The organism is Paraburkholderia youngii, from assembly GCF_013366925.1.
Lineage (GTDB): Bacteria > Pseudomonadota > Gammaproteobacteria > Burkholderiales > Burkholderiaceae > Paraburkholderia > Paraburkholderia youngii.
Genome location: NZ_JAALDK010000003.1, coordinates 282,798 through 297,342, shown reverse-complemented (window position 1 = coordinate 297,342; position 14,545 = coordinate 282,798). Strand labels below are relative to the sequence as shown.

Annotated in this window: 4 protein-coding genes and 5 pseudogenes; 4 read left to right on the top strand and 5 right to left on the bottom strand. The window is 57.8% G+C overall.

Annotation, left to right across the window (positions count from 1 at the left end):
- Window positions 1–35 precede the first annotated feature (35 nt).
- The gene (locus G5S42_RS43900) at window positions 36–347 is read right to left on the bottom strand and encodes a hypothetical protein (RefSeq protein ID WP_217710328.1); all 312 of its coding nucleotides are present in this window, start codon (window positions 345–347) and stop codon (window positions 36–38) included.
- A gap of 324 nt (window positions 348–671) precedes the next feature.
- On the opposite strand from G5S42_RS43900, the gene G5S42_RS39935 reads away from it, so the two are divergent.
- Together G5S42_RS39935 and G5S42_RS39930 are read left to right on the top strand one after the other, a co-directional pair.
- Window positions 672–7,184, top strand: coding sequence for a non-ribosomal peptide synthetase (locus G5S42_RS39935; protein ID WP_176112220.1), 6,513 nt, complete (start codon window positions 672–674; stop codon window positions 7,182–7,184).
- Between the two features lie 35 nt (window positions 7,185–7,219).
- Window positions 7,220–8,551, top strand: a complete 1,332-nt coding sequence (locus G5S42_RS39930) for an MATE family efflux transporter (RefSeq protein WP_176112219.1) — start codon at window positions 7,220–7,222, stop codon at window positions 8,549–8,551.
- Between the two features lie 520 nt (window positions 8,552–9,071).
- Here the strand turns inward: G5S42_RS39930 and G5S42_RS39925 are convergent.
- Window positions 9,072–9,521, bottom strand: a pseudogene (locus tag G5S42_RS39925) (IS5 family transposase); the annotation flags it as partial.
- Window positions 9,522–9,748: 227 nt separating this feature from the next.
- Here G5S42_RS39925 and G5S42_RS39920 point away from each other — a divergent pair.
- Window positions 9,749–10,956: pseudogene (locus G5S42_RS39920) on the top strand (IS110 family RNA-guided transposase).
- Window positions 10,957–10,972: 16 nt separating this feature from the next.
- On the opposite strand, the pseudogene G5S42_RS39915 reads toward G5S42_RS39920, so the two are convergent.
- Window positions 10,973–11,318: pseudogene (locus G5S42_RS39915) on the bottom strand (transposase); the annotation flags it as partial.
- Between the two features lie 517 nt (window positions 11,319–11,835).
- On the opposite strand from G5S42_RS39915, the pseudogene istA reads away from it, so the two are divergent.
- Window positions 11,836–12,853: pseudogene (gene istA, locus G5S42_RS44760) on the top strand (IS21 family transposase); the annotation flags it as partial.
- 95 nt (window positions 12,854–12,948) lie between these two features.
- Here the strand turns inward: istA and G5S42_RS39900 are convergent.
- Both G5S42_RS39900 and G5S42_RS39895 read right to left on the bottom strand, forming a co-directional pair.
- A complete protein-coding gene (locus G5S42_RS39900) occupies window positions 12,949–14,076 on the bottom strand; it encodes a molecular chaperone DnaJ (RefSeq protein WP_176112216.1) in 1,128 nt (375 codons plus the stop codon).
- 175 nt (window positions 14,077–14,251) lie between these two features.
- Window positions 14,252–14,509 (bottom strand): annotated as a pseudogene (locus tag G5S42_RS39895) (transposase domain-containing protein); the annotation flags it as partial.
- Window positions 14,510–14,545 lie beyond the last annotated feature (36 nt).

Here is a 14,545-nt window from a genome sequence, read left to right as displayed (position 1 = left end):
CGAAAACCTGTATCAAGTGAATTTCTTGCTACGACTTATTGCATATTTCCCTTCTTCACCTGACATCGCTTGCTCGAACTCAGGTCGTCATTGTGATTGAGGACGGTTACTTTAACGATGAACAGATCACGCACCGGGTCTCCCACGATTGCTCGCTTGTTTCCGATGATCCGAAAGCCTTCATCACGAGCGCGATACTGCTTTTTTTTGCCAGTGAGCGCTGCGCGGCCGTTTCGGAAGCGTGCCAGGAACTCGCTCTCAGAGGATCGGGAAGAACTGCGGGGCTGGCGCGATATAGCGCCGTTACGCGACGCAAGCGAGTAGTGACGTGCCTGCGCCAGCCGCATCTTTCGCGGCTATAGGTACGGATTCTAATGGTGGTAACCAGTGCTCTTGGCCGTTGCATTGGTGGCCGCATGAAAATGCGGTTCAATTTAGCAGAGCAAGTGACACGCTCAAGTGAATAGATACCAAATATTGAATATGTACAGAATGCGAAGAAGATGTGATTTTCGATATCTTAAGATAGCGAGTTAGCCTGTTATCCAACCCAAACGCAATGAACCTTTCGGCGATCATTCCACGGATACTTGCGCGGTCGCCCGCCAAGAGAGCTGTTTTTAGTATAGGGTCGGTTAATTCAAGCACTTAGGCGAGTGAATGAGGTTTAAATGAAAACACTATTGGCAGTGGACTACTTCTGTGATGCGGCACGGCGTTATCCGCAACATATAGCAGCGAGGCATGGTAGCGAGTCGGTAACGTATCGGGAGCTTGATGAGCAGTCCAACCGCATCGCAATGGCGCTGACCGAGCGCTGTGGCCGCGAGGCGCCCGTCATCGGCGTGTTGATGGAGCGAGGAATTGATCTATTGGCTGCGATGCTTGCCGTTTTTAAGATTCGCGGTACCTATATGCCGCTTGATCGCCAGTATCCAGCGGAACGTTTGGATTACATGCTGGAGAAGAGTAAATGCTGCCTGCTGCTGACCGCCCGTAACTCCTTCGAACAGGCGGCATATTTGCAGACAACCAGACCGGAACTAGTGCTTCTTGATATTGACGAAGCGCAAGAATCGAGCGCAGCCTTTGCCGGGCCCAGAGGCAAAGGTAGTGATCTTGCCTACGTCATTTTTACTTCGGGTACCACCGGTCACCCAAAGGGCGTAATGATTGAACAGCGGAGCTTGATCAATCACTTGCACGCTAAAGTACACGATCTGGATATCAGTAAAACTGACCAAGTGGCGCAGACCGCATCGCACTGTTTTGACATTTCTCTGTGGCAGTTTATGGCGGCGCTGCAAGTGGGGGCGTGCACGCGGATCATTAATAGAGACGTCGTATGCGATCCGTCGAGGCTGCTGCTTGAGTTGCGCAAATGCCAAGTATCAGTCATTCAATTTGTGCCGTCGCTACTACGCTCGTTTGTGGCCGAAGTCGAATTGATCGATGCACGCGCGCTGCCGGCGCTGCGCAGGATTTCCACTGTCGGAGAGGCATTGCCGCCCGACGTATGCCGACGCTGGCTGGCGATGTACCCGTCTATTCCCATCCTCAACCACTATGGACCAACTGAATGTGCCGACGGTGTCACGCATGCACTGATCTCTAACTCTCCGGCGGAAGGTCAGGTATTTATGCCAATCGGGAAACCGATAGACAATCTGGAAATCTATGTGGTCAGGCCAGATGCTGCGGCGCTGACGCTTGTTGCGTCAGGTGACGTAGGCGAACTTTGTGTAGCCGGCGTTGGCGTTGCACGTGGTTACATTAACGACGACGCGCGTACCGAGCAGGCTTTTGTGGCTAACCCTTTCAGCGATAAGCGCGGATATGATCGATTATACAAGACTGGTGATCTCGTGAGGCTGCGTGAGGATGGCTTGCTGGAGTGTCTCGGAAGAGCAGATCGCCAGGTCAAGCTGCGTGGCCACCGTATTGAGCTTAACGAAGTGGAAGGTTTGTTGGGGTTACATGCTGCCGTCGAGGCCGCGGCCGTAGTGGTGCATTATCCCGCTGACAATCGGGTGAAACTGACGGCAAGGGAAACGCTGACTAGTCCAGGGGAAGCGGAACGACTTCCGCGCCTCGTGGCTTTCGTCAAGCTTCGAGAGGAGGTTACACGGAGCGCTTTACGCGAACACATGTCGTGTCAGTTGCCTGACTACATGCTGCCCGATCTTTTCTTCGAGCTGGCGAAATTACCATTAAACGCCAATGGCAAACTTGATTACAAGCAATTGCCTTCCCCAGAAAATTTGCGTCCTTTGTCCGATGTGAAATATCTGGAGCCTGCTGACGGTCTTCAGGTTCGGTTGTGCAGGCTCTTAGCCGAGATACTGCATCTAGACCGGTTGGGGCGAAACGACAACTTTTTGCTGATGGGCGGTGACTCGCTGCGCGCCATGCTTGCGATCAACCGTATTCGGAGCGAATTCGCCTGCGAAGTTTCAGTGGTTGACCTGTACCATTGCACAATAGATGAGTTGACCGAACTGCTGGCCGAGAAAGAGGATGGGCATGAGTCGCTCCCCGCCATTGTCGTCAGTCGCCGTGATGAGGGCGGAGAGGCTCCGGCCAGCCACATTCAAAAACACTTATGGTTTTTGTGGAAGCTTGATCCAACAGCATCCAACTATACCTTGCAAACGGCGCTCGAATGCTGCGGAGAGCTTGATCGAGATCGCTTTAGTCGGGCTTGGGATGCGGTGGTGCAGTACTTCGACACACTGCGCATCCGATTCGTCGAAAAGAGCGGCAATCCATATTTGACCTTCGATTCACCGCCGAAGGGTCGTTTGCGCTTTATAGACCTTTGCGGCGACCATCCTGCCCCCAGGTTGGCTGAACTGAAGGCGAGCGAGTTTCAACCGGCCTTTGATCTCGCCGCAGGCACACTGTATCGCGCACTACTAGTACGAGAGAGCTCCGACCGGCATGTTGTCATCTTTACCACGCATGAAATCATTATGGACGCGTGGTCGCTTTCGGTAATGGTGCGCAAACTGCGTGAATTTTACCAGGCGGGAATCGGTTCAGAGGACGGTCTCAAAGCCGAAATTTCGTTCGCAGATTTCGCGAAATGGGAGTCCGAGCAGTTTCGATCGGACTGCTGGGCGCGACAGCGCTCGTACTGGGCACAACAGCTGTCGGGTGAGTTGCCGGTGCTGACCCTGCCTTCCGATAAGCCTCGTCCGAGGCGGATGCGTTACACCGGTAAGTCACACGCCATACAAATTCCGGCTCTCGCGGCGTCCAGACTTCGCGAACTCGCTGCGGACAATCGCACCACGCTTTTCAGCGTGTTACTGACGACTTTTTACGCTTTATTGAGAGAGTACAGCGGACAGGACGATATCATCGTTGGCACTCCGAATGTAGTGCGCGAACAGTCAGGTACGGAACACCTGCTGGGGTTCTTCCTAAACATGTTGCCGCTAAGGGCGAAGATGGATCCTGATAAGTCATTCATCGAACATTTGGCCACGACGCAGCAAACTGTCATCGGTGCTGCCTTCAACGCGGCATATCCATTCAGTCGGATGTTGGAAACAGTTGACGTGGTACGTGGAAGCAATTTTTCCCCCGTATTCCAGGCGATGTTCAACATGTATTCGGAAAAGGCCGAGCTGGTTTCTGAGGGGCAGCACGATGTGTCAATTGTCGCACGCGAATTGGAAAACGGTTATACCAAGTACGATCTCACTCTTTACTGTCAGGAAGAGGGGGACGGCATCTATCTGCAGATGTCCTATTGCACTGAGCTATTCTCCGACGAGCTCGTTTCCAGAATGCTGCTCAACCTGCAGCAAATTATTCAGGTGATCATTGCGGCGCCGGCGGCGCCGCTTGCAGAGCTGGATCTGCGGCACCCAGCTGAAAAGGCTTTTCTTAAGCGTTACAACGGGGGACGGCTGGCTTATACAGGCGCTAGTACACTACGCGAAATGTTCGAAGCGCGTGCCAAAATGTCGCCAGAGGATATTGCTTATTTCTGGGAGCGCGGTCGCATTTCGTACGCGGAGTTGGATACTGCGGCCAACCGTTTTGCTAACAGACTCGCAGCCTCCGGTGTTGGTGCCGGCGACAGGGTGCTGCTTGGCATTGACCGCGGCATTAACGCGTTGATCGTTATTCTAGCTGCGATCAAGCTGCACGCAACCTACTCGGTGATCGGGGCAAATTATCCGATAAGTCGCATACTTGAGATTGCTAAAGATGTCGCTCCCAAGGCCTTCGTTGCCACGCCGTTGCAGCGGGAAGCATTTCGTGACAGAGGGCTAGTTTTACTGCCGTCGGAGGAAGTTGCATGCGGCAATGAGGAAACAGATGCCGCCCCTTCCCCATCTTGTTCGCATGAAGTGCTGCAGATCGTCTACACATCTGGTTCTACGGGAAAACCGAAGGGCGTTGTGGTTCCCGCTACAGCATGCCTAAATCGTTTGCACTGGATGTGGGGGCAATTCCCCTTCCAGGCAGGCGATGCCTGCGTAGTGCAGAAGTCGGCGGCGCTGGTTGCCAGTCAATGGGAAATCTTCGGGCCACTCTTACAAGGCGTTCCTAGTTTGCTGCTGAGTCAGCAAGAACTGCAAGATCCATCCCTGCTGCTATTGCAGCTAGATCGTTACCGGGTAACGCATCTGCTGTGCTCTCCACCGGTGATCACCGGCATTTTGACGGCACAATTGAGAGACGGACGGTCGGTTTCAGATTTGCGGCTGGTCACCTCAAGCGCTGAGGCGTTGCCACCGGAGTTGGCTCGGCGCTTTCTCGAGGCTTTCCCACAGGCCCGTTTGTTCAACTTTTACGGCTCCTCCGAGTGTAGCTCGAACGCCGCTTGGGGAGAGGTGTGCGAAGTGGGCGCTGATGAACGGACTGTCCCGATCGGTAAGCCGGTGGCGAATGTCGGCATAGCCGTCGTAGATGACAAGTTGCGGCCGGTGGTTCAAGGTGCGGTGGGGGAGATCCTGGTGACGGGTGACTGCCTGGCGAATGGCTATCACGACAGCAGGGAGTTGACAGCCGAGCGATTTGTTGCTAATTCGGTGCCAGAGCTACAGCCTTTCGGAACTGTGGCTTATCGCACTGGCGATTTGGGGCGTCACCGCGACGACGGCCGCCTGGAGTTCCTCGGAAGGCGTGACAACCAAATCAAGATCCATGGCTTGCGCGTTGAACTGGATGAGATTTCTCACGTCTTGGGAAAATGTCCTGGGGTCGAGGAGGCCGCGGTGCATTTGCACCGCGCTGCGGATGGCGAGCCGCTGTTGACTGCCTACGTGGTGGGCACGGAGGCGAAGCTGCCGTCAACAGAGGATGGGTTCAGACAAATGCTCCGTCATTCGCTGTTGCCCCATACTATTCCCCGTTCATTTGTTCGCTTGCGGGCTTTGCCTAAGCTGCCGGGCGGTAAACTGGACCGTTCCCGCTTGCCGTTTCCACGGCAAACCGCGGTGGGCGTATTCGCGCCGCTGGTCACCACGACCGAGCATGCACTGGCCGCGGTTTGGCAGGAAGTGCTTGGTATGTCGACGATTGGTGCGGACGCGCATTTCTTCTCACTGGGTGGTACCTCTATGCTGAGCGTGCGCTGTGTGGCGCGGGCGGCCAGGATGGACATCCGCTTTTCTGTCAGCGAGTTGTACGATTATCCAGTGTTACGCGAACTGGCTGGGCTGATCGATGGCCGCTCCGGCGAACTGGTGCACCACGATGGCGAAATCGACGGTGGAGTGGAAGTAACGCCTACGATACGCTTCATGAATCGGCGCATGGGTTTAGACGAGCATTTCAACATGTGCGCGATCTGGCAGGACGATAGCTGCCGTTTGGATCCGGCGATATTGGAGTCCGCTATCGTTAGGTTGGCGAAAGACTACCCACTGTTGCGCACCAGGATCTCTCGAGATGACGCTGATCTACGCTTCCATACCGGAGTCGGAGCGTTGCATCTGGAGCGAGTTGCATTGGGCTCGTACTCAGAGCTCGGGGATTGCACGCGAGAGGTCTCTGGTATCGCTGAGCAAGCGCAATATGCATTCCGGTTCGATGGTCGTACCTGGATGTCGCGTTTCCAATTGATCGAGGCGGAGGTCGGTGGGCGGCCGCACGGTTGGATTTTTATCATAATTCATCATTTCCTGGTCGACGGCTATGGGTTCCGGCTGCTGCTGGACGAAGTAGAACGCTACTATCTGGCGATAGAGCATGGCCAAGCACCGGCTCCCGCATTCAGTGGCCGCGCGCAGTTGAATCGATGGGTGAAGGCGCTGCGCGAACATGTGAGCGGTTCGTTGGACAGCAACATTGCTTATTGGCGAAGCCGGCCATGGGAACTGCTGCGTGAGGATGGTGCAACAGTCCTCGAGGTTGAGCCAGTCGATAGTGGCGCTGATTCCAGCCGGCGCTTGTTCGAGATGCTCCACACTGGGCAGATGCACAGTGATGCTGCTTTCGAGGCCTTGTGCGCGCACAAGGGGATTCGCTATCTGGATCTGGATGCGGAATCGACAAAGATTCTGCTCGATCTGCATCCGGACCGGCACGGCTTTGACGCGTTCGACGTCATCCTGTGCGCCTTGGCGGAGGTGGCAGGACGGGGCAACCAGCGACGAGGGCTGTTTCTGGACAGCATGGACATGCTGCGCACGCCTATCCTGCCCGGTCAGGATCTGTCGACGGTTATGGGCTTTACCGCGGAACTTGTCCCGCTGGCCATCATTTGTGAGGGGCGACTCAGTGTGGCGGAACGTCTGAAAGCGGTGCGTCGTCAGCGCAATTCGGCACGGATCCATGGCATTGGGCTACGGGCGGCTGCGTATCTGCTGCCGGATGATCAGGCGAAGGCACTGGTGGATTTCGACTGGCCGCGTGTTGTCGTCAACTATCGCGCTGTGTTAGATAATCTTCGTACGCGCATGCTGCTCGGCCTTGCTCAACCGACGATCTGGACGGGTGATGAGATGGGGCCCAGCCGTCATCACACGTTGTGGTTAGATATCGATAGTGTGGACGGTAAACTTCGTATCCAGATGCATTGTGCGTTGCCTTACTTTTCCGCAGAGGAGGCGAATATGCTGGGACGTCAGTTGCTGCATTGTCTCGCGGCTTATGCCGGATGGCTCAGGGACAATCAGGAAGATGTGGACGCAACAAGGGTGAAGGACGGGGCCACAGTATGAACACGCCAGCTGTTGCGGCATCACGGATGCAGTCAATGGCCCACGATCGACTGTTGCCACTGATCCTGCGGCTGGCTCTTCCGTCCGTCATTGGCGTCACTGTCAGTGCCGCTTATCAGTTGCTCAACGCCTATTTCGTGGGGCGGCTCGGAACAGCAGCACTCGCGGCGATGGCATTGTCGTTCCCATTTGCAATGTGCATCACGGCAATAGGCGAGATCTTCGGTGCAGGGGCCGCCTCGTTGATTGCTCGAAGCCTGGGACGTGCCGACGATGACTCTGCGAACGATTATGCATCGCACGCGTTATGGTCTGCGATGGTAATTGCTGGCATAACGGCTATCGCGGGCTGGCAGTTGGCTCCAACTTTGCTGACATGGCTAGGCGCTGGACCATCGATTTTGCCACTGGCGGTGGCTTATCTTCATTGGCTGCTGTTGGGCTATGTGGCAGTGGTATTCAATATGATCTGTGGTTTCATCGTGAGAGCGGATGGCAATACCGTGCTCAGCATGACGACCCAAGTTTCATCCTTCGCAATGAACGCGGCACTCGACCCGGTGATGATTTTCTGGTTCGGGCTGGGCATCGAAGGGGCTGGCATCGCAACATTTCTGGCCCAGTTGTGCGGCTTAACCTTGTATTGGCGACATTTCGCGGGCAGGCACGGAGCCATCGTCTTATCGTGGCCATCGGTGGGACGCTGCGGGTGCCGGCTGGCGAGCATCGCCCGCATCGGCATTCCGCCAGCGCTCAATACGCTGCTCGCGGTAGCGGCCATGTCCATGCTCAATGGGTTCGCTGCTCGCTACGGTGAGGCATCGGTGGCGGCGATAGGTTTGGCCAGCCGCTTGGCGATGCTGGCAGCACTTCCGCTGTATGGACTGTGCAGCGGGGCGCAGTCGGTTGTTGGGTTTAATGTCGGCGCAGGTAACTGGACACGGGTGGCGCAAGCGGTTCGGGCTATGGTTGCCGTCGCGCTAACGTTCGCCGGAGTCTATGCCGGCTGGGTCGCGTGGCAAGCTAGAACCATCATCGGCTGGTTTGCGCACGAGTCGGCGATGATAGATATTGGTAGCCGCGCGATCTTGCTATTCCATTGTGCGTTGCCGGTGTTAGGGATGCAACAGGTGTGCCTGCTTTTCATGCAGGCCAAGGGCAACGCAATCTGGGCAACGCTTGTAGCGGTACTGCGGCATGGCTTGTTTCTGATGCCCCTGATGGCCTTGCTGCAGCACGCTTATGGGCAAGACGGCCTGTTGTTCTCCGTAGCGGCTGCCGATATGGCAGCGGGTCTTATCGCTATGGTTATTCTATACAGTGAAATGCGACAGATCGACAAGGCCTCCCGGGTTGCGCCTTTTTGATGTGGGCGCACGTCGTCAAAACGCCATCGGGGAAGAGGCAGGTGCTAACCGGACAGGCCCAGAAGTGCTCGGGTCGGTGGAGATGGGAACGCGGGAACCCCGATTTCCCGCCATCGTTTCGCGTCAAGGAAACGGCGGCAGGTAAACCGCGAGGAATACTGTTGGGAAAGCGGGAGTGAGAACGCGCAAGAAGCGAAGGGTTGCCTGTAACGGGCAATATAGGGGTTCAAGATTTGCCTCGACCTGAAGGGTGCTGACGTGCGTGTGGTGCGGCTGTCGTGAGTCCGCATCTGGGGTTCACCGAAGGGAAGCTTGTGAGAGGCCGGTTGGTCTACGGCTCAGCGCCCTTGTCTCGGTTTCGGGACGAATCGACGATGCGACGCTAGCGAAGGTTGCGTATGCACAGACGCAGCCGGCATCAGCACGATGCTTAACGCCGTGCGCGAGCCGTATGCGGGGAAACTCGCACGTACGGTTCTTCGGGGGCCGCGTTTCTGAGAGGGAACGCGGCTACCCTCTCGAAGCGCGAGCAGATAACGGCAGCAGCCAGGGAAAGCAAAGCACTATGAATGTCGAGACGCCGTTCGAAACGAATGCGCAGTTTGCCGAAACCGGCAAACCATACATGCGTGCGCTCGACCACCCAGCGATGCCGCCCGAGCCGCTCCTTGCTTTCCACGCCGCGACGGGCAATACGGGCCGTGATTCCGCGCTGCTTCAGGTAACGCCGACAGCGGGCAAAGTCATTGCCCTTGTCCGCATGCAACTTGCCCGGGCGTTTGCGGGGCTGGCCATTCAGACCCGAGACTGCCGGAATGGCATCGAGCGTGGGCTCGAATGCCATCGAGTCGTGTCGGTTGGCGCCCGTGACCGTGATGGCCAGTGGAATGCCGCGCGCGTCCACAACGATGTGCCGTTTCGACCCGAGCTTTCCCCGGTCTGTCGGGTTGGGGCCGGTTTCCTGGCCCCCGTTACTATCTTCCCGCCTCGATAATTGAGGCTTTGGCCAGCCAGGCCCGGCATGATTCCCGCCCCCAGTCGCAGTCATGATCCGGGGGGGGTTGTCACCGGGCCTGGTGGGTGGCTGGTGATCGCTAATAGGGGCTCGGCTGGGATATTCCAAGGCCGTCCGTAACGTGGATGCCGAGACTTGCCACCGTTGTCGCAGGCCAACTCGTTCAATCTGCACAAACTTCGATGCAAGAATTCCAACAACATGACGCCGTCGATGTCTTCATCGGTGTCGACGTCGGTAAAGGCCAGCATCACGCCGTAGCACTAGCTCGGAATGGCAAGCGCCTGTACAACAAGGCGCTCCCCAACGACGAGGCCAAACTGCGCGCCCTCATCGCCGAACTCAAGATCCATGGCCGCCTTCTTTTCGTTGTCGACCAGCCCGCCACCATCGGCGCCTTGCCGGTGGCTGTCGCACGCGATGAAGGCGTTCTGGTTGCCTATCTGCCCGGACTGGCGATGCGCCGCATTGCCGACCTGCATGCTGGTGAAGCCAAGACCGACGCCCGCGACGCCGCAATCATCGCCGAGGCCGCCCGTTCGATGCCGCATACACTGCGCTCGCTTCGGTTGGCTGATGAACCGCTCGCCGAGCTGACCATGCTGTGCGGCTTCGACGACGATCTCGCCGCTCAGATTACCCAAACCAGTAACCGCATTCGCGGCCTGCTCACCCAGATCCATCCCGCACTTGAGCGCGTTCTCGGACCGCGCCTCGACCATCCCGCCGTGCTCGATCTACTCGAGCGCTACCCGTCTCCAGCCGCGCTTGCAGCAACCAGCGAGAAGACGCTTGCCAACCGCCTGACCAAGCTCGCGCCACGCATGGGCAAGGGATTGGCAGCCGGAATCGTTCAAGCGCTGGGCGAGCAGCGCCGTGACGGTGCCCGGCACGCAAGCCGCCACCATCGCCATGCCGCGCCTGGCTCGGCAGCTCGCCGCCTTACGCAAGCAGCGCGACGAAATCGCCGCCGAAGTAGAGCGGCTGGGCTTGCTCACCCTCTTTGGCCGGTCCTGACCAGCATGCCGGGGAGTCGGCGTCAGGACCGCCGCCAGACTCCTCACCGAGGTCGCGCACAAAGCCTTCGCTTCGGCAGGTCACCTGGCGGCCTACGCTGGCCTCGCACCAGTTACCCGGCGCTCAGGCTCATCTATCCGTGGCGAGCATCCGTCCAAGCGCGGCAACAAGGTACTCAAGCGAGCCTTGTTCCTATCGCCTTCGCGGCCTTGCGAGACCCCCCGATTCGCGAGCGTATTACGCACGGAAGGTCCAGCACGGCAAGCGACATAACCAGGCACTCATCGCGCTGGCACGGCGACGCTGTGATGTCCTGTTCGCCATGCTGCGCGATGGCACCTTTTACGAACCCAAGTCAGCCCCTAAGGCTTGACGAATTACATAGGGGCACCCCCCCGGGGGCTGGCACCACTGGCAGCATCGAGGCTCGCCCGTTCCCAATCAATCTGGTCGTGCTCACGCAACCGGCGAAGCATTGCCAGATGCAGTTGCTCCCACACGCCTGCGGCCTGCCAGTCTCGTAGCCGTCGCCAGCGTGTCATGCCGCTGCCGAAACCCAGTTCCTGCGGCAGGTCTTCCCATGGGATGCCCGTTTGCAGGACATACAGGATGCCGTTCAGTGCTGCGCGGTCGTCAACTGTGCGCCGACGGCCGCCTTTGCGGTGACGGCGTAAATGCCGGAATCGACAGTTCCAGCGCCGCCCACAGTTCGTTGCTGATTTTTCTTCTGGACATGCGCCCAGGATACGAAACCTAGGGCTTGATGTCCAGGTTGTGTTAGCCGCTCTTAGCCGATGGACGATGCGAAGCTTCTAGTCCTCTCCGCCGTGTAGCCCATAGGTCTACAGGAAGGCCGCCACAATCTACGGGTATTTTTCCGCAGAAACCCTACGGATAACGAAGTTGTTATAGATGAGGTATCCGTCTTTCTGCAGGTCTTTTGTGGAAAGATCTTAAGAGACGGTTTCATAAAGACTGCCGAACGCGCTGAAGAGTGTTCCAGCAGATCAAGTGCGTATTCCGGCTGAGCGTGACCAGTGATTCCGGATTATCGTGACCGGTGATTCCGGCATCGTGACCGGCATTTTCCAGCTGATCGTGACCGGTCTTTCCGGCGATCGTGACCGGCCCGTTGACGGGTCATGCGCCAGTGGTTTCGCGGTGTCTGCCTGGCGATGATCGACGTGGAGATGTTGCGTATTGTTCAATCCCCGGTTGTGGATAACCTTCCCCATTTTTACACGGAGAGGCGATGCCCACACCCCCAATGACGATATGCATGATCAAAGACGTGTTACGACCCAAGCACGAGTCCCGGTTCTCTCACGCCCGCATCGCGGCGGCGCTGCAGATTTCCAAAGGGGTAGTCTCCAAGTACGTGTCGCTCGCTGCGAATGCCGGGCTGGCATGGGATGAGCTACGTGAGCTCGACGAAGCGGCCATCGCAGCTCGCCTGCTGCCGGGCTCGCGCAGCAGCGCCTATGTGCCGCCGGACTATGCGCGGATACACCAGGAACTGCGCCGCAAGGGCGTTACACTGACCTTGCTATGGCAGGAATATGTCGACGCCCACCCCGGCGGCAAGACCTACCGCCACACGCGATTCTGCGAGCACTACCACACCTGGGCGAAGAGCCTGAAGCGCTCGATGCGCCAGGTCCACAAGGCCGGCGAGAAGCTGTTTGTCGACTACGCGGGCCCGACCATCGCGGTGGCCGATGGTACGCGTGCCCATGTGTTCGTCGCCGCACTGGGCGCTTAAAACTACACCTTCGCTTGCGCCACGCCGCGCGAGACGATGGCTGACTGGATCGGCTCGATCGTGCGCGCTGAGTTTCATTGGCGGTGTCCCCGAACTGGTCATTCCAGATAATCCGCGGGCCCTGATTGCCAACGCCGACCGTTATGAGCCGCGCGCCAACGACACCGTGCTCGACTTCGCGCGTCATTACGGCACCTCGGTGCTCCCGGCGCGGGCGCGGCGGCCGCAGGACAAAGCCAAGGTCGAGGTTGCAGTCCAGGTCGTTGAACGCTGGATCATGGCGCGACTGCGCCATCAGCGGTTCGAGACGGTGTACGCGGTAGATCGCGCGATTGCCGAGCTGCTGCCCACGCTGAATGACCGACCCTTCCAGAAGCTGCCGGGCAGCCGCGCCAGTGCTTTCGCCGCGCTGGACGCTCCGGCGCTGCGCCCGTTGCCTGCGATTCCCTACGAAATCGCGCAGTTTCGCACCGTCAAGGTTCACATCGACCACCACGTCGAGATCAACAAGCGTAAGCGGCCGGCAAACCCGTCTTGACGAATTGAACGTAAGCGGTCGATTCTCCTCACGACCGGCCGTATTCATGCCAACCGGCCATTTACTCAGAATGGGAATTCGTCGAAGGGAACGGCTGTCTGCCGATATTTCAGCTGTTTCAACCAGCCCTTGAATTGCTTGAGGTCTTCAAACACGAGCAAATCAGTTTCCAGATCACGTATGTGTTGCTGGAGCCCGGCGATGTCGTTTGCCAGATTGTGAAGGACCGTCGCGGGGGCAATGTCGATGAATGGGGGAATTCCGTACGCATGCCTGAAACTGGCTTCCACTTGGAGGATTTCCTGATCCAGTTCCCCGAGCTGTTCCTTGAGAATCTTGTTGTAGTGCTTCAGCCGGTCTTCGCTGAGTTCATTGATTGCACTCTGGTCGATATGCTCAAGCTCCAGTTGTAGCTCGAGCAGCTTGAGCAGGTCGTTCCTGCCATACGCATGGTTGGCTCGCTGCATCAGCGCCGTCTTGCGCTCCCGCTCGTGAGGGTCCGGTTCGCGATCGGGATGCAGGGCACTGGCGAGTTTTCGATAGACCTCGCGGATAGACTGGCTCAATTCTGCCTGCTCGGCTTGCTGCCTTGCCTGAGCCGCCTGCTGTCTTGCCGTCTTTTTTCGTTTCGCACGTCGCGCTTGCCGAGCCTGGTCGGCGGCTTCGTACTGCGCCTGCTGCTCCTCCATCCTTGCCTGGGCGCGTCGCAGCATGTCGTGGGGCGAACTCATGTCGAGATCCTCACCCAGTTCAACGCCAAGCATCGCTTCGAGCACATCCTTCATGTCCTCAAGCTCAGCGGCTGCTTCGCTATCGTAATCCGACTTGCTGTGCCGGTTGTAAATGACCTTCAGTTGCGCATCATTGCACGCTTCGACCAGATCGCCTGCCAGATTCGAAATCAGCGTGGAGACTGTACGACGCTCCGTCTTTGTCAGCCCTTTCTGGTTCCATACGTCGTCAAGCCGATAGACCAACTTTACCTGCAGATCCGTCGACTCCCGTTCGAGCGGCAACAGAACGTCGACATACCGTTGCTGGAAGTCGGGCGTGACGCGCTCCCATGCCCGCAAGCGGGTGCGACGCTTTTCGATCTGCCTGATCAGCGAATTGAATGCCTTCTGTCCCCGTGACAGGCTGGCCTTGTTATGGCCCGGCGCGATGCTGACGGCGTGGTGGGTCGCCTTGGACATGAGATGAGATTCCGGTTTTCGCAGGACGGGAAACGGGTAACATTTTAGCCGACGCGACGCTTTCCCATTCGTCGGACGGACATGGGCCGCACTGCGGCGGTGGGACAGCCGTTGGTGTATATGTTGAGATGATGGAAGCGCACGCCGTCATGTTGTGCGACGCGCGCTCTCTGCGTCAGCCGCTGTTTGTCGCGACCTGTTGTCGCGCGTAGTTGAACGGCAGCAGATCGGTCACGTCCGCGCCTGGGGCGCGCTGTGGCAGCACCTTGAGTACGTGCAGCAGATAGTCGTATGGCTCGACACCGCAGGCCCGGCACGTCAGTACGAGACTATAGATCGTAGCGCTAGCTTTTGCGCCGTCGACCGTATCGCTGAACAGCCACGATTTTCTCGATGTCGCAAATGGCCTGATGTCGCGCTCGCATATGTTATGCCGACTTCCCGATTATGCCGCGTCATGAGTCCACGC

Bases quoted from the DNA above. Each gene is read 5' to 3' on its own strand.
- G5S42_RS43900 (WP_217710328.1), bottom strand. From the start codon at position 347: ATGCGGCTGGCGCAGGCACGTCACTACTCGCTTGCGTCGCGTAACGGC.
- G5S42_RS39935 (WP_176112220.1), top strand. From the start codon at position 672: ATGAAAACACTATTGGCAGTGGACTACTTCTGTGATGCGGCACGGCGT.
- G5S42_RS39930 (WP_176112219.1), top strand. From the start codon at position 7,220: ATGGCCCACGATCGACTGTTGCCACTGATCCTGCGGCTGGCTCTTCCG.
- G5S42_RS39900 (WP_176112216.1), bottom strand. From the start codon at position 14,076: ATGTCCAAGGCGACCCACCACGCCGTCAGCATCGCGCCGGGCCATAAC.